General features: G+C 68.1%; 15 protein-coding genes and 1 tRNA gene. 6 read left to right on the plus strand and 10 right to left on the minus strand.

Annotated features, from left to right (window positions below; translation table 11 throughout):
- Positions 1 to 18: 18 nt before the first annotated feature.
- The 3 genes from BO64_RS13620 to BO64_RS13630 all read right to left on the minus strand — a co-directional run bounded on the left by BO64_RS13620 (position 19) and on the right by BO64_RS13630 (position 1,733).
- Positions 19 to 477 carry an NUDIX hydrolase gene (locus BO64_RS13620; protein ID WP_496403842.1) on the minus strand — a complete coding sequence of 153 codons (459 nt, stop codon included), beginning with the start codon at positions 475 to 477 and terminating at the stop codon, positions 19 to 21.
- A 67-nt stretch (positions 478 to 544) separates the two neighbouring features.
- Complete coding sequence (locus tag BO64_RS13625; protein ID WP_496403843.1) at positions 545 to 703, minus strand: hypothetical protein; 159 nt, start codon at positions 701 to 703, stop codon at positions 545 to 547.
- Positions 704 to 749: 46 nt separating this feature from the next.
- A complete protein-coding gene (locus tag BO64_RS13630) occupies positions 750 to 1,733 on the minus strand; it encodes a helix-turn-helix transcriptional regulator (protein ID WP_496403844.1) in 984 nt (327 codons plus the stop codon).
- A gap of 77 nt (positions 1,734 to 1,810) precedes the next feature.
- On the opposite strand from BO64_RS13630, the gene BO64_RS13635 reads away from it, so the two are divergent.
- The gene (locus BO64_RS13635) at positions 1,811 to 2,107 is read left to right on the plus strand and encodes a hypothetical protein (protein ID WP_496403845.1); all 297 of its coding nucleotides are present in this window, start codon (positions 1,811 to 1,813) and stop codon (positions 2,105 to 2,107) included.
- Between the two features lie 44 nt (positions 2,108 to 2,151).
- Here BO64_RS13635 and BO64_RS13640 read toward each other — a convergent pair whose 3' ends face one another.
- From BO64_RS13640 to BO64_RS13655, 4 genes are all read right to left on the minus strand, one after another.
- Entirely contained in the window at positions 2,152 to 3,087 is a 936-nt protein-coding gene (locus tag BO64_RS13640; protein ID WP_496403846.1) for a M14 family metallopeptidase, read from the minus strand.
- A gap of 129 nt (positions 3,088 to 3,216) precedes the next feature.
- The gene (locus BO64_RS13645; RefSeq protein WP_496403847.1) at positions 3,217 to 6,102 is read right to left on the minus strand and encodes a hypothetical protein; all 2,886 of its coding nucleotides are present in this window, start codon (positions 6,100 to 6,102) and stop codon (positions 3,217 to 3,219) included.
- Positions 6,103 to 8,203: 2,101 nt separating this feature from the next.
- Complete coding sequence (locus tag BO64_RS13650) at positions 8,204 to 8,563, minus strand: DUF6285 domain-containing protein (protein WP_496403848.1); 360 nt, start codon at positions 8,561 to 8,563, stop codon at positions 8,204 to 8,206.
- Positions 8,560 to 9,567 (minus strand): phosphotransferase family protein, encoded by a 1,008-nt coding sequence (locus tag BO64_RS13655; RefSeq protein ID WP_496403849.1) that lies wholly within the window; start codon positions 9,565 to 9,567, stop codon positions 8,560 to 8,562. Before BO64_RS13655 ends, BO64_RS13650 begins: the two co-directional genes overlap by 4 nt.
- A 121-nt stretch (positions 9,568 to 9,688) precedes the next feature.
- On the opposite strand from BO64_RS13655, the gene BO64_RS13660 reads away from it, so the two are divergent.
- Positions 9,689 to 11,026 carry an acyl-CoA dehydrogenase family protein gene (locus BO64_RS13660; RefSeq protein ID WP_496403850.1) on the plus strand — a complete coding sequence of 446 codons (1,338 nt, stop codon included), beginning with the start codon at positions 9,689 to 9,691 and terminating at the stop codon, positions 11,024 to 11,026.
- A gap of 261 nt (positions 11,027 to 11,287) precedes the next feature.
- Here the strand turns inward: BO64_RS13660 and BO64_RS13665 are convergent.
- Positions 11,288 to 11,363, minus strand: a tRNA-Asn gene (locus BO64_RS13665).
- Positions 11,364 to 11,584: 221 nt separating this feature from the next.
- On the opposite strand from BO64_RS13665, the gene BO64_RS13670 reads away from it, so the two are divergent.
- Complete coding sequence (locus BO64_RS13670; protein ID WP_496403851.1) at positions 11,585 to 11,710, plus strand: hypothetical protein; 126 nt, start codon at positions 11,585 to 11,587, stop codon at positions 11,708 to 11,710.
- A 200-nt stretch (positions 11,711 to 11,910) separates the two neighbouring features.
- Here BO64_RS13670 and BO64_RS13675 read toward each other — a convergent pair whose 3' ends face one another.
- A complete protein-coding gene (locus BO64_RS13675) occupies positions 11,911 to 12,351 on the minus strand; it encodes a VOC family protein (protein ID WP_496403852.1) in 441 nt (146 codons plus the stop codon).
- A gap of 228 nt (positions 12,352 to 12,579) precedes the next feature.
- Here BO64_RS13675 and BO64_RS13680 point away from each other — a divergent pair, with 228 nt between their 5' ends.
- Genes BO64_RS13680 through BO64_RS13690 form a run of 3 tightly spaced genes read left to right on the plus strand, consistent with a single transcriptional unit; the run spans position 12,580 to position 17,443 of the window.
- Complete coding sequence (locus BO64_RS13680) at positions 12,580 to 13,644, plus strand: efflux RND transporter periplasmic adaptor subunit (protein ID WP_496403853.1); 1,065 nt, start codon at positions 12,580 to 12,582, stop codon at positions 13,642 to 13,644.
- Between the two features lie 25 nt (positions 13,645 to 13,669).
- A complete protein-coding gene (locus BO64_RS13685) occupies positions 13,670 to 16,912 on the plus strand; it encodes an efflux RND transporter permease subunit (RefSeq protein ID WP_496403854.1) in 3,243 nt (1,080 codons plus the stop codon).
- Positions 16,913 to 16,915: 3 nt separating this feature from the next.
- Positions 16,916 to 17,443 carry a GNAT family N-acetyltransferase gene (locus BO64_RS13690; protein WP_496403855.1) on the plus strand — a complete coding sequence of 176 codons (528 nt, stop codon included), beginning with the start codon at positions 16,916 to 16,918 and terminating at the stop codon, positions 17,441 to 17,443.
- A gap of 30 nt (positions 17,444 to 17,473) precedes the next feature.
- Here the strand turns inward: BO64_RS13690 and BO64_RS13695 are convergent, their stop codons facing one another.
- The gene (locus tag BO64_RS13695; RefSeq protein WP_496403879.1) at positions 17,474 to 19,309 is read right to left on the minus strand and encodes an ABCB family ABC transporter ATP-binding protein/permease; all 1,836 of its coding nucleotides are present in this window, start codon (positions 19,307 to 19,309) and stop codon (positions 17,474 to 17,476) included.
- Positions 19,310 to 19,321: the final 12 nt, after the last annotated feature.

Consider the following 19,321-nt stretch of genomic DNA (forward strand, 5'->3'; position numbering starts at 1 on the left):
ATCCGCCCGGCCGCCGCCTCAGGCCAGATGCGCCAGGGCGGCCTCCAGCAGGGGCCGCTGGCCCTTGTGCAGCTTCCGGCGGGCCACGGCGAGGTCGAACCAGGCGGCGCAGTCCACCTCGGGGAAGCTGGCCTGGCGGCCGGAGCGAGGCGGCCATTCCATCTCGAACAGGTTGCTGCGGATGGCCGAGACGTCCACGTCGGCCTCCACCAGGAACGCCCAGATCACCTTGCCGCCGGGCGTGCGCAGGGGCGGCAGGGCCACCGGCTGGCCCGCGATGGGCAGGCCCAGCTCTTCCTTGAACTCGCGCCGGGCGGCGGCCCAGCCCTCCTCGCCCGGCTCCACGAGGCCCTTGGGGATGGACCAGGCGGCCTCGTCCTTGCGGGCCCAGTAGGGGCCGCCGGGATGCACCAGCAGGACCTGCGGCCCCTCCGGACCACGGCGCCATGCGAGCACTCCGGCGCTGATCTCGGCCATCCGCCTCAGGTCCTAGGGTCGCGACCGGCCAAGAGTGGCCCGGGGCCGGGCGGGGTCACAACCTCTTTCAGCGGTCGCGCCAGATGGCCAGGGCGAGGCGCGGGCGGATCACGAACAGGCCCACGAGGATCGTCCGGGCGACGGCGCGGCGCAGGCGCACGACAAGGCGGCGGCGGGGGCGGAACTCGGTTTCGAACAACCGGGCGTAGTCGAGCGTGGCGGTCATGGTCGTGTCCTCAACTTGGAGAGCCACACCCTGGCCGGCAGGTCCGTCAGTTTCGGACGTGGGCCCGGAAGGCGGCCTCCAGTTCGCCGCGCATCATGTCCCTGAGCGCCTGGGGCTCGACGATCTCGACCTTGTCGCCCCAGGTGAAGAGGTGCCAGGCGAGTTCGCGCATGCCGCTCGCCCGGAAGCGGACGATGACGCTGCCGTCCGGCGTCTCCTCCAGGGTCTGGCGGGCGTGAAAGCGCCAGCCCAAGGCCTCCTCCCGCCCGGAGGGCAGGATGCGCAGGACCACGTCGTGGGTGTCGTCCTGATAGATGCCGAAGCTCTCGTCCGCATAGGCCTGGAGAGAGAAGCCCTCGGGCCGCTCGCCCGGACGGCCGGTGACCTCCACGTCGAAGATGCGGTCGAGGCGCCAGTTGCGCGGCCCCGTCTCGGCGCTCTCGGCCGCCACCAGATAGTTCGAGCGGCCGAACAGGATGCCATAGGGCGTCACCTCGCGGACCCGCCCGGGGCTGGAGCCGCCCTCGTAGCGGAAGCGCAGGGTGGACACGCCCTTCAGGGCGTCGCGGATGGCCTGCAGCACCGCCTCGTCCTCGAACGGACGCGGGCCAGCGCTGACGGCGATGGTTTCGGCCTGCAGCAGGGCCTCGAGGTCGGGGGCCAGCTTGCGGCGGGCGGCGGCGCGGGTGGCCGACAGCACCTTGCGCTCCAGCGAGCGGAGGGCGGCGGCCCGGGCCTGGGCGCCCTGTTTCTCGAAGAGGTCGCCGGCCGCGGTGAGCGCAGCCAGCTCCTCGGCGGTGGGCGCCTGGAAGAGGCCGTCGAGGCCCGACGGGATGCGGAAGCGCCGGGTGGGCGGATCGTCCACGATCTCGAGCTGGGGAAAGATTTCCCAGATGGCGTCGCGCATCCGCTCGGCGGTGCGCCGGCCCACGCCCATGTGGTCGGCCATCTCGTCCAGGGTGAGGCCCTCGGCGGAGCTGGCCAGCAGGCGGGCCAGTTCGAGGAGACGGCCGGCTTTCTCGTGCCGCATCGGCGTCATACGTCCGTTTCTGTCGCACCCCCATTCCATACGGGAGTCATCGAGAACCGCAACACGGAGTTGGTTCGATGGCTTCCCAGTTCCGCCCCCGCCGCAGCCGCTTCAGCCCGCGCCCGGTGAAGGCGCCGCGGTCGGCCGCCCTCCGTCCCGCCTCGCCCTCGGGCGAGCTGATCAACGGCATCCTGCGCTTCCACGACGTGGTGCGTGAACAGGGCGGCGACATCGCCCTGCTCCGCGTCTCCGAGGCCCGCCTGCGCGAGCCCGAGGTGAAGGCCTGGTTCGGCGAGCACGCCCGGGCGGCCGCCGGGGTGTCGATCCTCTACAACCAGCGCGAGGACGAGATCGTCCGGGTGCTGGCGGCCTAGGCGCCCCCTGCACTGCCCGGTCAGGCCGCGGTCAGCCCACCCGGTCAGCCATGGGCCAGCACGAAGTCCAAGGCCGCGCACACCGCGGCCACCTGGGCCGCCACGCATTGCTCCGGCGTCGCCTGCGGACTGTCGGGATAGACCTCGGTGGTGGTGGTGTAGGGCGCGCCGGTGATGGACGGGCACATGCCGTATTCGGCCTGCGGATAGGTGATGATCCCCGGGGCGACCACCGGGCAGCCGATGATCTCGCCGGCCCCGTCCGGCGGGGCGATGTGGGTGACCTTCTCCACCGCCGCGATGATCGCCTGCTGGAAGGGGAGCTGCGGCGCCTCGGCGTCGGCCACCAAGTAGAAGCCGTCGGGGATCAGGCCGGGCTCGAACGGCTTGCCGTCGCGGGCCGCCAGCGCCGGACGGAATTCGCTCTCGTCGCTGTCGGTGGTCTCGTGCAGGTCGATGTGCAGGGAAAAGCGCCCGAACCTCGGCTCGCGCACCAGGGCCATCAGGCTGGTCGCCTCCCGCGACGGGCCATCCTCTCGGAAGTTCCGGTTGGGATCGACGGCGTCGTAGGTCCAGCGGTTGATCCGCTCATAGCCCCAGGGGCTGACGCAGGGCGCCACCAGCAGATTGGCCCGCCCGGCGTAGGCCGCCGCCCGGGTCTCCAAGAAGGCCAGCGCCCCCATGACCCCGCTGGTCTCATAGCCGTGGACGCCGCCGGTGATCAGGGCCGCCGGCAGCGCCGGGTCCCACGGCCGGCTGGCGAGCGCATAGAGCGGATAGGCCTCGCCGGCGTAATCCAGCGCGCCATAGGCGATGCGCTCGAATCGCTCCGCCAAGGCCTCGATGCGCGGCAGCACGTCCTCATCGTAGCGCCGACGCCGCACCTGCCGCCCCCGCCACTGCGCCAGCTCCGCGTCCCCCCACGGCCGGCCAGGGGTTCCGATGGGATAGGCGGCGGGAGCGGAGGCGTGTGAGGGCATGGGGGGGGCTCTTAGGGCGGTTGGCGGGGGGCATCTGCCGTCGTTGATCGACCAAACGTCAGCTGAGCGCCAGGAAGAGCCACCCGAGAGGGACACGTGAGCAATGGCAGCGCCCGGTGTTTGCGGCGCTCAACTGAACAAATCGGGCAAGCTCTGGAAGAGACGGCGCGCCTCAGGCCATCCAGCCTCCACGAAGATCGCGATGCACTCGATCAACCTGGCTCGACGGGCATCGTCGTCGAAGAGGTACCGGTAGTCGGCAAGGTATCTGCCCACGAGTTCCACGAAGCGGGTGGCCCCCATGCTCTCGTGTTCGTACTTCGCGACGCCCGTGGTCCGCAGCATCGCCTCGCTGAAGATTTCGAAACAGAGCTCGGGATTGGCTTCGACGAGCTTGCTCACAAGGTCGATCGAGTGGTGGACCGTCGCCGGACTGCCGAGGGTCACGAGCTTGATGATCAACGCGGAGCGCTCATCCAAATAGGTGCGCTGAGCCTCCAGCGGCTTGAGCCACGTTGGCAACGTCGCGCCATGGCCCACGCCGTAATAGAGCAGTTCACCGATCTCGCTGAAGAGCTTGAAGGCGACCTTGTCAGACGGTGTCGGGTCGCCCAAACGCTGAGGTAGTTCGCGAACGGTCGGCTCGATCTTGGAGATGATGCGATCCACGAGGGCGCTGGCGCGGTGGCGCGTCGCGATGTCCCTCTCTTCGCCACTCTCGAAGCCCAGGATCAATCGCTGCTGCAGGTCGAAGATCACCGAGCGCAGCGCACCTTCATTTGATGCAAACTCGTCAATCCAGGAGTCGATTTTTGCGATCGACGCGGGCTGCTCGTTGTCGACGGCCATGTGGGTGAGGCTGTCGATGTAGCCATCCTCGTGACGATCCCGATCAGGAAAGCGATCGACGAGATCGAGCACCATAGCCTCGACTCGCTCCTCGTCCTTTCCTCGGATCGCATTCAGTACGTGTCCGAGTTGCCTGATGATGCTGGCGTTGGTCTCCTTCGCCGCGACCTGCTCGATGAGCTTCCACGCCGCCTCGGGGTCATAGTGCAGGACCGTCAGCAACCCGCGGACAAGATTAAAGCGCACGGCCGGATGCGGGTCGTTCAGAATGAGCTGCTCATACTTCTCGCGAAGCCTCGGCCACATGCCGTTCAGTCGGATCAGGCTCCGCAGCGAGATGGCGGCTTCGATGCGCGGTGCAGGGGATCCCCAGGACGAGGAGCGAGCGAACTGCTCTTCAGTGTCCGCGCCGGTTTCGGGCAGCGGATGATCGGCGATCTTTAGAAGCCGATCGATCGCAGCCTCTCGCTGATCGTCAGGAACGCATGAGCGGCGTATGGCGTGTTCGAGGCCTTCGGCGAGCCTATGGGCCGCCTCACGTTCCACTTCGGTTTCTAGATCCGCCGAGGCCTGATCAAGCGCCTTCCAGAGATTGGAAGTGGCGTTCCAAGCCGCTTGCTGCAGCTTCCCATTCTGCCTGTCGCCGGCCTTAACGTTGGCGTTGCCGACGCGTTTGCTGAGCTTGCCGACTCGTTCGCTGAGCTTGATGAGCTTAGCGACTTCGGGGTGCTTGATATCGACGCCTTCGTGTTCCAGCCAATGTCGATCCGTCCCGCGCCACATCCCGATATGGAAGGGCTTCCTGTTTTCGAGACTGAGCTTGTCGGCCTCTGCCGATGCGAGAAGTGCACGCGCTTCGTCTGTCTGAAGACGCGCAGCGCCCACGGCATTTAGGATCGTGCCCACCTCGATCTTGCGCGCTTCGTCGGGGTCGCTCCGATGGGAGAAATCAAATGCAAGCCATCGGGCTTCTGCGGCGCTGAGCTTGTCTGCGCCGATCGTCGGCGCGACCGCTGCGATCAACTTGATCGCATCGCGCCGGGTGTCGCAGCACCTCAGCGCAGTCTCACTGGTAGCCGCATCCCACAGCACCTCGCCGAGGACTTTCGGCCTGCGAGCACCGAGCGCGAAGACGATCCGCCAAGCGAGACCATTGCCTGTCTCTGACAAGATCAGCGCAGGGGCGTCAGCCACATCCTTAGCGCCGGCTTTGGCAACCCATTTGAGGTATGCTCGCAGCACCTTCGAATAATCGTCGTGGCGATCCGCTTCCGCGTCCCATGCCCAGATGGCGCTATGGTCGGGCGTGAAGGGGTACTCTTTCCCGGCAATCGCGAGCGACCTGGCTTCCTCTTGCTCGGGTAAAGGATGTCCCTTCTCTTGTTCGCTCCTGACGACCGTCGCGACAAGCTTTGAGCCGAGTGCAGGATCGGTGGCGAGGATTTTCGGAAAGACCTCGGCAAGCGAATGCGACGCCAAATCGAAGTCCTGGGCGGCATTGGATGTCAGCGACAGAATCCAGCCTCCGCCCATACTCGTTGTCTGGTCCCGCGAGAAGTCATGGCCTCGAAAGACACACGCATAGAGCTCGACCACCAAATCGGGATCATACGGCGCAATGTCGGCGACTTGGCGGGCGAGCCAAGGCACTTCGATATAGCCGTGAGCGGCGAAGCGCTCACCTTGCAGGACGCTCCGCAGACGCTCGCGGGAGGCAGGGATGTCCTGATCGAACGTCCTAGCGATGTAGGGAAGAATGTGAGGCGACAGCCATTGGATAAGGCTAGGCGTTGTGGCCGCGTCGAAGACAGCTAGCGCGGCCTTACCTGCGTTCGCGCGGTCTTCGTCGCTCGGGCCGCTGTCGAGGACGATACCGATCAGCGCGCATACTGCACCGAGTTGATCCTCGCTGGGTTTGGTGAAGTAGCCGAGCAGAGTCGCCCATGGCGCGACGACGATCGCGTCACCCGCCAGCGCCTTCGTGCGAAGCGCACCGACCAAGTAGCTCAGTGCCTTGGCGAGAGCGGGATGGGTTTCCGTGAGGATCGCCGCCAAGTCCGCGATGCCGTCAGTAGTTTCCGCGGCATCAACCGCCAGCCTGGCGATCTCGACACGAACGATTGGGTCGATCGTGCCGTCGCATACGAACCGGGCGACGACGCCCAATAGTCGCTTGCACTTGAAGTCCGCCGAAGGTGCTCCAGCCAATAGCCGACCGAAGGAGAGATTAGCAGGCCGGCTCCACGGCCCTTCAGAACCTGGGTATGGGCTTCTTCCACGTCGGCGAACAGGAGGAGACGCGCGACTGCGTAGTCGAAGAGAACGTGGTGGCGAAACCCGATCCGAATGTTCGATGTCTTGGCGAGAACGCCGACACGCTGCAACTCGTCGACCATCGGTGCTGCGGCAATCGGAACCTTCGTGTCGGCGAGATCGATCGAGCGCCGGCTGATCATCTCGTGGATGACCGCGTTGAGACTCGTCGTGCCGGCGACGCCAAGGCCGTCGACCCTCTCGCCCCAATAGCGCTCAAGGAGGTTGCCGCGGCTCGCGACCTTCGACAAGGAAGCGGCGGCGACGCCATTGCAAAGGAGATCCGCCAGAAGCGCCAGATTGAAGGGATTGCGGGCCAGCACCTCCATCTTCGGTCCGCCGGCCTCAACCGCGGCTGCTAGTGAAGGCGATTTGGCGGCTAGGTCCGCCTTCTCGGCGTCGTCTAGAAGTCCGATGTGGATGTGCCGAACAGCAGCGAGCGTGGAGTCGCTGCGATCCGGCGACGGTGGCATGCCCCGAAACTGCTTGCGCCACTCATGGCCGAGCCGGAGGTCAAAGGACCGCACGGACGCCACGACGTGCCACCCGGGAATCTCCCTCACCGATTCGACGAGCTTCTTGTAGGTCGCTTGGGCGGCCCCGCCGCGAACGGCGTCTAGGGCGTCGAGGAGGAGATACGCCGGCCGATCGCCCGGCATATTTTTCATCACGTCGATAAGCTGATGCCGAAGCCCGATCTCGGCCCGCAACGCATCTAGAGATACGGCGCTGGCTTCCACCGCGAAGGTCACGACCCAGCCTTGCTTGGCGAGGTCTACGGCGACCTCGTGGAGCACGCCGGATTTCCCAGCCCCCGGATCGCCGGTCAGGACGAGAGAACCACCGCGCGCCGCGTCCGCGACGACCTTGGCGACAGGACGGGCGATCGCAATCCGTCCTTCTGGAGCCTCAAGCTCCGGGAATCTGCGGAGCCGCGCCCGAACCTCGTCAGAATGTGCAAGCAACTTCGCGACATCAGCGGCGTAGCTCGGCGGCGCTTTGAATTTGACGTGATTGAGTGCCAGCCGGATTGCGGCAGCATCACCACCGACGCCGTCTGCTTGGGCCTTCGCTGCCCAAAGCCCCAAACTGCCGTAGGCTGCGGCTTCGTCGCCAACGGTCTCGACCGCATCGCGAAGGGCCTCTATGGCGAGTTGCTTTGCTGTGTCTGAGAGGATGGTAACTGAGCAAAGGCGAAGGATATTCTGGCGTTCCTCGGCCGACAGTTCCTGGCCGGTGGCGGCCTTCCATTCGCGGTCGAGATGGTTGCTGAAGACCTGAAGCGCGTTGATCAGGTCGGCGGGGAGCGCTGTGGAGGCTCCGGTTCTGTTCCGGTCCAGCGCCTCACGCAAATTCCTCGAGATTGTCCCGGCCGTGTCGTCACTAACGGCGAGGAGGAGGCGATCCTTTGTCGGATCAAGGTCGCGACGGACTCCGCCTACCAGAACGCCGTCGCGGTACTGGCGCACGAACTGATCGGCCACCGACGCCAGTTCGCTCTTGTTGTTTGGCGAGAGTGCGATAGTCCGCTTTGCTTGGACGTAAATGATGCCGACATCCGTTTCGACGAGCACATCATCGACCGCAGTCGGCGTCTCGAAGAGGATGCGGACGGGTCTCCCGGGCAGGCCCGGCCCGAGCCGGGAGATAGCTCGCTCTGCGAGAAGTAAGGCCGCGGCCGCAGCTCCGACCTCAGCCTGAAAGACCACTCCCCCGGCTGTGCCGCGACCGCTCATGACGCCTCGTGCCTGTGTTCGGGCGAATCATCCAACTTCGAGCTCAACTGTATGTTGATTAGTCCCGCGCGTCGGCAACTCGCGCACCTGCCCTTGTTGGGAAGCGGAAGTCGCCAACTTCGCTTCAGCCCCCGATCCGGCCTTGCGCCACAGCCATGGATTCACTACTCGAGAGCGGATTTCCCAGCCAAAAGTCACCGATAGACGTCTAGCGCCCCCTACCCCACCTCCGGGCGGTACTTGGGCTGGTCGATGGCGAGCTGGTCGCGGGCCATGAGAGCGAGGGCTTCGAGGAGGCCGGGGGTTTCGACGGTGAGGTCGCCGGCGCGGATGCGGTCGCACAGTTCCGCGTTGAGCGTCGTGAAATCCCCCTCATGACCCAGCAGGCCGCTCATGGCCTGGACCGCCCTCGCCTCGGCGGCGGGACCTTGGGTCAGTTCGCGCTCGACGACCGAGAGGACGTTGACGGCGACCCGGGCCAGGAAGGCGTCGCGGGGGTCGAGGCTGGGGCGGATCTGGTCGATCCAGAGGGCGACGGCCTGGACCAACTCCTCGGTTCTCGGATGGGTGGTGCTCACAGGCCCTGCTCCCCTAAGCCTTGTTGGAGAAGCACGACAAGGTCGGCTTCGGTCTCGGAGACCCGGCGGCCGATCATCGGGCGCTCCACCGACTTTTCCAGGCCGCTCTGCCAGCTCATGTACATGGTCAGGCACATGACGCCCCAGCGCAGCGAGCCCAGCACCTGCCAGAAGCGCAGGCGTTCCAACGGAATAGGCCGCCCGCCGGCGGCCTCGTAGCCCGCCAGCAGGTCGGCGTAGTCGCCGAAGCCCCCCACCGGCCGGTCCGGGCGGCCGAAGCGCCAGGAGTTGGTGCAGATCCAGCCCATGTCCTCGGCGGGATCGCCGATGTGGGCCAGCTCCCAGTCGAGGACCGCGGCCACCCCGGTTTCGGGGTCGAACATGATATTGCCGTTGCGGAAGTCGCCGTGCACCAGCACCGGTGGGACCGGCTCGGGCGCATGGCGGCGCAGGTGCTGGAAGGCCAGCTCCAGGATCGGCCGCTGGGCGCCGGTCGAGCGGTAGACCTCCTCGTAGCGGTCGAGTTCGCCCACGGCGTCCACCACCTTCAGCCCCACGTCGGGCGGCGGGGTGGCGTGGATGCGGGCCAGGACCTCGCCGCACTGGCGGGCGAGCCCGGGCCGGACGGCGTCGAAGGCCGGGTCGGCGACGATCTTGCGGCCCAGGGTCTCGCCGGGGACGGCGGCCATCACATAGGCCTCGCCCAGGCCGTCTTCGTCATCGCAGACGTGCCGCACCGGCGGGGCCAGGGCCCCATAGCCGCGCACGGCCCGGATCAGGGCCGCCTCGGTCGCCAGGGGAATGGCCCGGGCGTTGTCGGGATCGAAGGGGACGGTGCGGCGGCGCAGGATCAGGCGCTCACGCCCCCTCGCCCCCTCCACGGTGAAGGCCCAGGTCTCCATGCTGGCGCCGCCGGACAGCCGCCCGGCCTCGACCACCCGCGCGCCCCGGCCCTCGAGCCGCTCCGCCAATCGATCCAGCGCGGCGCGCACGTCCACTTCCATGACCCGACGGAAGCTCCCGATTGATCTAGTCTGAAAGCGATCTGGCGGGGCCGCGGCCGGCTTGTAAATGCCTCCGCAACGTCACCCTCGCCCAAGAAACAAAGCGCGTGAGGAAACGTCCATGGACTTCGACCTGCCCCAGGACCTCGTCGACTATCTGAAGGAGCTCGACGACTTCATCGAGCGCGAGATCAGGCCGCTCCAGGCCCAGGACGACAACGAGCGGTTCTTCGATCACCGGCGCGAATGGGCGCGGACAGACTTCGAGAACGGCGGCCTGCCGCGCAAGGAGTGGGAGGAGCTGCTGGCCGAGGCCCGACGGCGAGCCGACGCGGCCGGCCACTACCGCTACGCCTGGCCCAAGGAGATGGGCGGCAAGGGCGGCAGCCAGCTGGCCATGGCGGTGATCCGCGAGCACCTGGCGGCCAAGGGGCTGGGCCTGTTCAACGACCTGCAGACCGAGCACTCCATCGTCGGCAACAACCCGTTCGTGCTGATGTTCAAGGAGTTCGCCACCGACTGGCAGTACGAGCGCTACGCCGACAAGCTGCTGAGCGGCGAGATGCGGACCGCCTTCGGCCTCACCGAGCCCAACCACGGCTCGGACGCCACCTTCATGGAGACCCGGGCGGTGCGCGAGACCCGGGACGGCAAGCCCGGCTGGCGGATCGACGGGGCCAAGATGTGGACCACCGGCATGCACGTGGCCACCCACTGCATGGTCTTCGCCCGCACCTCGGGCAAGGACGGGGACGCTACGGGCATCACCTGCTTCATCGTCCCGAGGGACGCCCCCGGCTTCGTGATCGAGGAGTATCTGTGGACGTTCAACATGCCCACGGACCATCCGCGCATCTCGATCACCAACTGCTGGGTGCCCGAGGACAGCTACTGGGGCGAGATCGACAAGGGGCTGGGGCTCGGCCAGTCGTTCGTCCACCAGAACCGCATCCGCCAAGCGGCCTCGTCCCTGGGGGCGGCCCAGTACTGCATCGACGAGAGCGTGAAATACGCCCGGGACCGCAAGCCGTTCGGCAAGGCCCTGGCCGAGAACCAGGCCATCCAGTGGCCGCTGGTGGAGCTGCAGACCCAGTGCGAGATGCTGCGCCTGCTGATCCGCAAGACCGCCTGGGAGATGGACCGGATGGACCACAAGCAGGTGGAGAAGACGCTCTCGGACAAGGTGTCCATGTGCAACTACTGGGCGAACCGCCTGGTGTGCGAGGCCGCCGACCGGGCCATGCAGGTGCATGGCGGCCTTGGCTATTCGCGGCACAAGCCCTTCGAGCACATCTACCGCCACCACCGCCGCTACCGGATCACCGAGGGCTCGGAGGAGATCCAGATGCGCAAGGTGGCCGCCTATCTGTTCGGCTACCTCGGCCCGCGGCGGGAGCTGTTCAAGACGCGGGAGGCCCAGGGCGGCGACTATGTCCAGCCGATCCCGGTGGTGCGGTAAGGGGGCGGCGCGCCGCAACCGGTTCGGGCGTTCGGCGAACGGCGTTTACGGCCAGTTAACCGAAGCGCCGGACGTTCCGAGCGTCTTCTCTGAAGACACCCCACCATCACCGACTTTTCCTGGCCCGGCGTCCGCGCCGGGCTTTTTTCATGGCCCCTTTCATGGCCCCCGTCCCGGGGCGCCCCGCGCGCCGACGGCGCCTGGGGTCAGGGTCTGGAATTTTGGGGTTTCGTCTCGACGGCGGGATCGCGAGCTTCGCGATGGCTCCCCGGGCAGGACTCGAACCTGCGACCCGGCGGTTAACAGCCGCCTGCTCTACCAACTGAGCTACCGAGGATCAGGCCGTCGAGGGCCGGGCATATACGCGGGGTCGTTCGGCGGCGCAAGCGGGTCAAACGCCTCTCACGTCAAAAGCCAAGCTGTCATCCACAGGAGCTTTCGTGTCCCCCTCGACGGCCGGGGGCGTCAAAGGAGGGTTCACGGAGGCTTGCGGCAACAGCGGGCGAGGTTCAGAGTTCTTCGCATAGAGCCCGTCAGAGGCTCGGGAGGAGACTAGAGATGATCGACATGAGCCGGCCGCCCGAGCGGCTGCATACGCAATGCGCCGTGATCCTGGCGCCTTTCGTGGCCATCGGCGTGGCCTTCGTGGCCGTGGGCGCACTTCTGGAGCGCCTCTTCGGCTGAGCCCCCAAGCGACTCCCGCCCGGCCGACTCCCTGCGGGAAAGCACGGCGCGGCGCGGGATTCGCCGGGCGGTCTGATTCGGATCTGAGTCCGCCCAGGGCGGCGGGACGGACGCGCCCATGCGCCTCTGCCCCGCGTGCTCGCCAGGCCGGGCGTTCACCAAGCCCGAGCCACCAAACCCGAGTCACCAAACCCGAGCGCTTACCAGGTCCCGACGTTGGGCATGGAGACCCACGGCTCAGCCGGCGGCAGGGGCTCGCCCGCCTGCAGCAGCTCGATGGAGATGTTGTCCGGCGAGCGGACGAAGGCCATGCGGCCGTCCCGGGGCGGACGGTTGATGGTCACCCCGCCCTCCATCAGCCGGGCGCAGGCGGCGTAGATGTCGTCCACCTGATAGGCCAGATGGCCGAAGTTGCGGCCGCCGCCGTATTCCTCGCGATCCCAGTTGTAGGTGAGCTCCACCAGCGGCGCCTTGCGCTGGACGGCCAGCTCCTCATCGCCGGGGGCGCAGAGGAACACCAGGGTGAAGCGGCCCGCCTCATGCTCGGAGCGGTACAGTTCCTTGAGCCCGAGCTTGTTCACATAGAAGTCGAGCGAGGCGTCCAGGTCCGTGACCCGGACCATGGTGTGGAGGTAGCGCACCGGCGTTCTTTCCTATACTTCGTAAATCCTTGGCGGAGACGGGATCGCGCTCCGCGAGTGTGGCGAGGCGGGCACAATCCCGGCGCGTCGCCGCCTCAATAGATCTACCGCGCCGCGGGTGACCGCAAATTCATTTGCGCTCGCATAACGGCGGCATCACAAGCGGCGGAACGGAGATCGCCGCCACAGGGGAGCAAGGGCGCCTCCAAGGCGCCTGGGGAGAGAGTTTTGCGACGCCTGAAGCCGCAGTACGTGTTCATCCTGGTCGTGTTGGGGCTGGTCGCGCTGTACTTCGTGGTCCGCCCGTTGTTCGGCGACGGAGACGGCGGCGCGGCGGAGGCCAAGCCCGTCGAGGAGATCCCCACCGTCCAGGCGGCCCTCGCCCCCGAGACCATGCGCCAGGTGGACGTGGTGCTGCGCGGCCGCACCGAGGCCGCCCGGGCGGTGGTGGTGCGCTCCGAGACCGCCGGGGTGGTGGCGGAGACGCCCGCCCGGGAAGGCACCTTCGTCCGCAAGGGTCAGGTGCTGTGCCGGCTGGCGGTGGATTCACGCCAGGCCACCCTCGACCAGGCCCGCGCCCTGCTCCGCTCGCGCCAGCTCCAGCGGCAGGCGGCCGCCCAGCTCGCCGAGAACGGCTATCGCTCCCAGACCCAGGTGCTGGAGGCCCAGGCGGCCCTGGATGCGGCCCAGGCCCAGGTTCACCAGGCCGAGATCGCCCTCGCGCAGGTGAACATCCGCGCCCCCTTCGACGGGGTGTTCGACCGCCGGGACGCCGAGGTTGGGACCTATCTCAGTCCCGGTCAGGCCTGCGGGACGGTGATCGAGCTGAATCCGCTGCTGGTGGTGGGCGACGTGCCCGAGACCGACGCGGCGCGGCTGAAGATCGGCGCCCCGGCCACGGCCAAGCTGGTGTCGGGCCAGATCCTGAACGGGCGCGTGCGCTACGTCGCTCAGGACGCCGACCCGGCCACGCGCACCTATCACATCGAGATCGCCGTCCAGAACCCGGGCAACAGCGTCCGGTCGGGCCTGTCCGCCGAGCTGCGCATCGGCGCCGGCATGGGCGCGGCCCACTTGGTGCCGGTATCGGCCCTTGTGCTGGACGCCGCCGGCCGCCAGGGCGTGCGCTACGTCCAGCCCGACAACCGCGTGGCCTTCGCTCCGGTCTCGGTCCTGGAGCAGACCGACCAGGGCATGTGGGTCAGCGGCCTGAGCGGCCAGGTGCGGGTCATCACGGTCGGCCAGTCCTTCGTCGACGACGGCCAGAAGGTTCAGGTGGCGCAGGCGCGCTAGCGCCCGCCGCCGGGGAGACGCACGGATGGTCGACGCCCTCATCGAAGGCGCCCTGCGACGGCGGAAGGTGGTGCTGGGCGTGACGCTCATCGCCGCGCTGTTCGGCTTCTTCGCCTACCTGGGCATGCCCCGGGAGAGCGAGCCCGACATCGACCTGCCGTACATCTCGGTGGTGGTCCCCTACCCCGGCGTCTCGCCCGAGGACGCCGAACGGCTGCTGGTGAAGCCCCTGGAGGTGGAGCTGCAGACCATCCAGGGCATCAAGTCGATGAACGCCATCGCCCGGGAAAGCGTGGCGGTGGTGACCCTCGAGTTCGAGGCCGACTTCGACAAGAACAAGGCCCTGGAGGACGTTCGCGCCAAGGTGGACCTGGCCCGGGGCGAATTCCCGCCCGACGCCGAGGAGCCGATCATCGAGGAGATGAACTTCTCGGGCGAGCCGGTGATCGGGATCGTGATTTCGGGCGCCGCGCCCGAGCGCGAACTGCACCGGGTGGCCCGGTCGCTGAAGGAGCGGCTGGAAGGCGCCGAGGGGGTCCTCGAGGTACAGATGGGCGGGGCCCGGGACGAGGTGCTCGAGGTCATCATCGATCCGCTGCGGATGGAGGCCTACAACGTCACCACTGGCGAACTGGCCCAGGTGATCGGCCGCAATAACCAGCTGGTGCCCGCCGGCTCCCTGCGCGCGGGGGCCGGCCAGTTCGCGGTGAAGGTGCCGGGCGTGGTCGAGGAGCCCGCCGACATCCTCGCCCTGCCGATCAAGAAGAACGGCGACCGGCTGGTGACCGTGGGCGACGTCGGCGACGTGCGCCGCACCTTCAAGGACCCCACTTCCATCACCCGCTTCAACGGCCAGCAGGCCTTCATCCTGGAGGTCTCCAAGCGCGGCGGGGCGAACATCCTGGAGACGGTGGAGACCATCAAGAAGGTCACCGAGGCCGAGGCCGAGAGGTGGCCGCCCACCATCCGCCACGCCTACATCTATGACGAAAGCGAGTTCATCGGCCGGACCCTGGTGATCCTGGAGAGCGGCCTCCTGGTGGCCAGCCTGCTGGTGATGCTGATCATCGTCGCCAGCCTGGGGATCCGGCAGGGGCTGATGGTCGGCGCCTCGATCCCGATCTGCTTCATGCTCGGCCTGCTGCTGATGAACGGCATGGGCGTGACGCTGAACATGATGGTCATGTTCGGCATGGTGCTGGCCGTGGGCATCCTCGTGGACGGCGGCATCGTGGTCGTGGAGTACGCCGACCGGAAAATGGCTGAGGGCCTGTCCAAGACCGAAGCCTTCGCCGCCGCCGGCAAGCGCATGTTCTGGCCGGTGGTGAACGGCACCCTGACCACCCTCAGCGCCTTCGTGCCGTTCATGTTCTGGAACTCGATCGAAGGGAAGTTCATGAGCTTCCTGCCGCTCACGCTGTTCTTCATGCTGGGCGCATCGATCTTCGTGGCGCTGATCTTCACCCCGGCCCTGGGCTCGATCTTCGGACGCAAGGCGGCCATCGACGAGGAGCACCTCGCCGAGATCATGAAGTCCGAGCATGGCGACCCGCGGGAGATGAAGGGCTTCATGGGCTGGTATGCCCGCGCCCTGACGGTGCTGGGCAATCACCCCACCCGCACGCTGGCGGCGGGGCTGCTGGTGGTGGTGCTGATCGTCGCCTGGTTCGGGACCACCAAGCACCGCACCGAGTTGTTCTTCGAAGAGGACCCGGAATTCACCCAGGTCTATGTGAAGGCCCGCGGCAACCTCTCGCCCGAGGCCCAGAACGAGCTGGTGGCCCAGGTGGAGCAGCGGCTGGAGGGCCTGAAGGGCGTGGAGTCGCTCTATGTCCGGGCCGGCGGCTTCACCTCGAGCGGCGGTCCCGGCTCCGCCCCGAACGACACCATCGGCCGCATACGCATCGACTTCCTGGACTTCGAGGGCCGCAAGGCCCTGGGGCTGAAGGGCAAGGACATCGAGAACGAGGTCCGCCGGCGGATGCAGAACATCCCCGGCATGCAGATCGAGGTGCGCGGACCGCAGAACGGGCCGCCGGTGGGCAAGGACATCCAGGTCCAGCTCCAGGGCCACGATCCCGCCGCCCTAAACGCCGCCGCCGACCTAGTGAAGGCCAAGCTGGCCGCCGACCCGCAGCTGATGGAGCTGGAGGACAACCGCACCTCCCCCGGCATCGAGTGGAACCTGACCGTCGACCGGGCCGCCGCCGGCCGCTACGGCGTCGACGTGCTGTCGGTTGGCCAGACCATCCAGTTCCTCACCGGCGGGGTGCTGATGGGCCGCTTCCGCCCCGACGACGCCGAGGACGAGCTGGACATCCGCGTGCGCTTCCCCTCGGACGCCCGCAATGTGGCGGCCTTCGACCAGTTGAAGATCACCACCGCCCAGGGGCCCGTGCCGCTGAGCTATTTCATCAAGCGCGTGCCCACCCAGCAGGTGACCCAGATCACCCGGCGCGACGGCCAGCGGCTGGTGCTGATCCAGGCCAACGCCGTGGAGGGCGCGGCCGCCAACCTGAAGATCGCCGAGCTCAAGCCCTGGCTGGAGAAGGCCCCCATCGACCCGTCGGTGACCTGGAAGTTCATGGGCGCCGACGAGCGCGGCCAGGAGGCGGCGGGCTTCTTCGCCACCGCCATGGCGGCGACCCTGTTCATGATGTTCGTGATCCTGCTCTGGCAGTTCAACAGCTTCTACGGGGTTCTGGTGACGCTCTCGGCGGTGATCCTGTCCACGGTGGGCGTGCTGCTGGGGGTCCAGGTCAATCTGCTGGGCACCTTCGACTACATGTCGGTGATCATGATGGGCACCGGCATCGTCGCCCTGTTCGGCGTGGTGGTGGGCCACAACATCGTGCTGGTGGACACCTTCTATCACCTGCGCCACTCGGGCTATGCGGCGGACGAGGCCGCGGTGCGGGCCGCCGCCCAGCGGTTCCGGCCGGTGCTGCTGACCACCCTGGTGACCGTGGTGGGCCTGCTGCCGCTGATGTTCCAGATCCACCCCAACTTCCGCACCGGCCACCTGGAGTTCCACGCACCGGGCTCGGAATGGTGGGTGCAGCTCTCGGCCTCGGTGGTCTGGGGCCTGTCCTTCGCCACCCTGCTGACCCTGGTGCTGACCCCGGTGATGCTGGCCGCGCCCAAGATCTATTCGGCCAGGTTCGTGCGCCTGCGCCGCTGGGTGGAGGCGCGCATAGGCCGGGGCGCGCCGCCGAAGCGGACGGCGCCGGTGGTGTTCGACGACGACTTCCCCAGGGCGGCGGAGTAGGCCTTGGCCCTGACCCACCGCATCGCCACGGCCGCCGACGTCCCCGCCCTGGAGGCGGTGATGGACGCCGCCATCAGCGAACTGCAGAGGGGCTTCCTGACCCCGGAACAGATCGAGGCCAGCCGGATGATCATGGGCCTGGACCGGCAGCTCATCGCCGACGGCACCTATTTCGTGGTCGAGGCGGACGGGGCGGTGGCCGGCTGCGGCGGCTGGAGCCGGCGGGCCACGCTCTATGGCGGCGACCACACGCCCGGGCGGGACGCGGCGCTTCTGGACCCGGCCGCCGAACCGGCGCGGGTGCGGGCCATGTACACCCATCCAAACTTCGCCCGGAGGGGCGTGGGGCGGCTGATCCTGCGCCTCTGCGAGGACGCCGCCCGGGCCGAGGGCTTCACCCGGCTGGAGCTGATGGCGACCCTGTCCGGCCAGCCGCTCTATGCGGCGGTGGGCTACGCACCCATCGAGGCCATTGAGGACGACCGGGGCGGAACGCCCGTGCCCCTGGTGCGGATGGGCAAGGCGATCTGACGCGCCCCCCAGGATGGAGAGGGTTTGACGTCAGCCGGTGGTGCGGGTCTGGCGGCGCCAGAGGGCGGCATACTCGGCGCCCTTGGCCAGCAGTTCGTCGTGGGTCCCGCGCTCGACGATCCGGCCCCGGCGCAGGACGAGGATCTGATCGGCGTCGGCGATGGTGGAGAGCCGGTGGGCGACCACCAGGGTCGTGCGCCCCGCCCTCACCTTGCGCAGGGTTTCCTGGATGGCGGCTTCGGTGGGGCCGTCGAGGGCGCTGGTGGCCTCGTCGAGGATCAGCACCCGGGGATCGGCCAGAAGGGCGCGGGCGATGCCGACCCTCTGGCGCTCGCCGCCCGAGAGCTTCAGACCACGCTCGCCGACGCGCGTGTCCATGCCGTCGGGCAGGCCGTCAATGAAGGGCCCCAGTTCGGCGGCCTCGGCGGCGGCGCGCACCTCGGCAGGCGTGGCGTCCGGCCGGGCGAAGGCGATGTTGGCGTAGAGGCTGTCGTTGAACAGGGCCACGTCCTGGGGGACCAGGGCGACGGCGCGGCGCAGGTCGGCGAGACGCACCTTGCGCAGGTCGTGGCCGTCGATGGTGACACGGCCCGACTGGGGATCGATGAGCCGCATGGCCAGGCGAATGGCGGTGGTCTTGCCGGCCCCCGAGGGGCCGACCAGGGCCGTGGTTGTCCCCGGGCGAGCCTCGAAACTGACGCCCAGGAGGCCGGCGGAGCGGGCGTCGTGCCGGAAGCTGACGTCCTCAAAGGCGATAGCGGCCCCCTTGCCTTCGGTCGGCGGCAGGGGCCGGGCGTCGGCGGCGTCGGCGATCTCGGGGCGGATGTCGCGCAGGGCGACCATCTGCTCCATGTCGATCAGACCCTGGCGGATCTCCCGGTACTGGAAGCCCAGCATGCCCAGGGGCGCATAGAGGCCCGAGAGCAGGAAGATGGCGGTGGTGACGTCGCCGATCCGCAGCTCACCGCCGGCCACCTGCACTCCGGCCATGACGGTCATGGCGGCGAGGCCGACGTTGAGGATCAGCGCCTGGGCGGCGTTCAGCAGGTTCAGCGAGCCGTTGGCCCGGGCGCTGGCGTCCACATAGTCGGCCATGGCCCCGGCGTAGGTCTGCACCAGCCGCGGCTCGGCGCCGAAGGCCTTGAGGGTCTCGTAGTTCATCAGGGCGTCGGCCGAAAGGCCGGCGGCGCGGGTCTCGGCGGCGTTGAGATCCCGCCGGTGCGACAGGCGCCAGTCGGTGATCTTGAAGGTGATGACCGCGTAGAGGACCAGGGTGGCGAAGGCCGTCAGGGCGAAGCGCCCGTCGAGGCGCAGGGTCATGACCACCATGGCCAGGACCAGCTCCACCGCCGTGGGGCCGAGGCTGAAGATCAGGCTGCGGATCAGGAAATCGGTGGCCCGCGCGCCGCGGTCGATGACCCGGGCCAGGGCCCCGGTCTGCTTGGTCTGATGGAAGTCTATGGACAGCGAGAGGGCATGGGCGAAGCTCTCCACCGCCGCCCGGGCCATGGTGGACTGAGAGACGCGGGTGAAGATGGCGTCCCGAGCGTAAGGGGCGACTGCGGCGACGAAGCGCAGGGCCGCGAAGCCGATGGCGAGGCCCAGGAAGCTCACGCCCACCACCACCCCGCCCTGCTGGGCCGGCGTCAGGGTGTTGATGGCGTCGCCCAGCAGCACGGGGGCCACGACGCCCGCCAGCTTGCCGATGAAGACCAGGACCAGGGCGGCGGCGATCCGCAGGCGCAGTTGCGGAGCGCCCGAGCGCATAACCAGCCGGCCGAGATCGGCCATGGATCCCCAGAAGTCGAACTTCGCGCCGGGCGGGGCCACGGCGTCGGGACCAGAACCGTGCCGCGAGCGGGCCATGTGGACGTGGGC

Source organism: Phenylobacterium composti DSM 19425, from assembly GCF_059568645.1.